A 622-nucleotide genomic window follows, 5' to 3' on the forward strand; every position below is an offset into this window, starting at 1 on the left:
ATTTCTTGATCATTTACTTGCCCTCCGCAACCGTTAGTGACACTGGCAGAGTTAACATACTCGGTGCAATTTGTTCGTTTGCCATAGCAAACGCCTTATCTAGCTCGGTCTTTTGTTCCGAACCAACAGGCTGCCAGGCTTGTTGCTGTTGCGACCAACTCCAGAATTTGTCACCAGACAGGCTACGCGCAACCAAAGATACACGGCCCAAGTAAAGGACATCTGCTTCCACTTTTTCGTTAGCATCTAGGTTAATTTTGCCTTGGTAGATACCAAGCTTGGTGCCGTAGTCCATTTCAATTTGGTAGGCTTCTAGGATTCGACGGAATTTCTCTGCGTCGGCAACATCGGCTCGCGTCATCAGATCATCAAGCTTCGCAATGCGTTCTTCACGCTGAGCTTTACGAATAGGTTTGTCGCTGGCCACTATACGCTTGAGTCCTTCAAGCATGTGATACATCAATGGCACGACACCCTGACGAGTTTGAGCAATCTGCTCAATTTGCTCGTTCAAACTGTTCACTTCTTGATGTTGGCTTTCGACCAAACTTGAAAGATGATCACGATAAATCTTCAAGTTGCTGACTTCTTCCTGAAGCTGTTCGATTTCCGCTTCCAGCGT

At 46.6% G+C, this 622-nt stretch carries 1 protein-coding gene; it reads right to left on the reverse strand.

Annotated features, from left to right (window positions below; translation table 11 throughout):
• Positions 1-13: 13 nt before the first annotated feature.
• The coding region (locus tag R7P74_RS27355) for a DUF3450 domain-containing protein (RefSeq protein WP_318123814.1) at positions 14-622 on the reverse strand (609 nt) is incomplete at its 5' end.

The sequence above is a fragment of the Vibrio sp. 2033 genome, assembly GCF_033339735.1.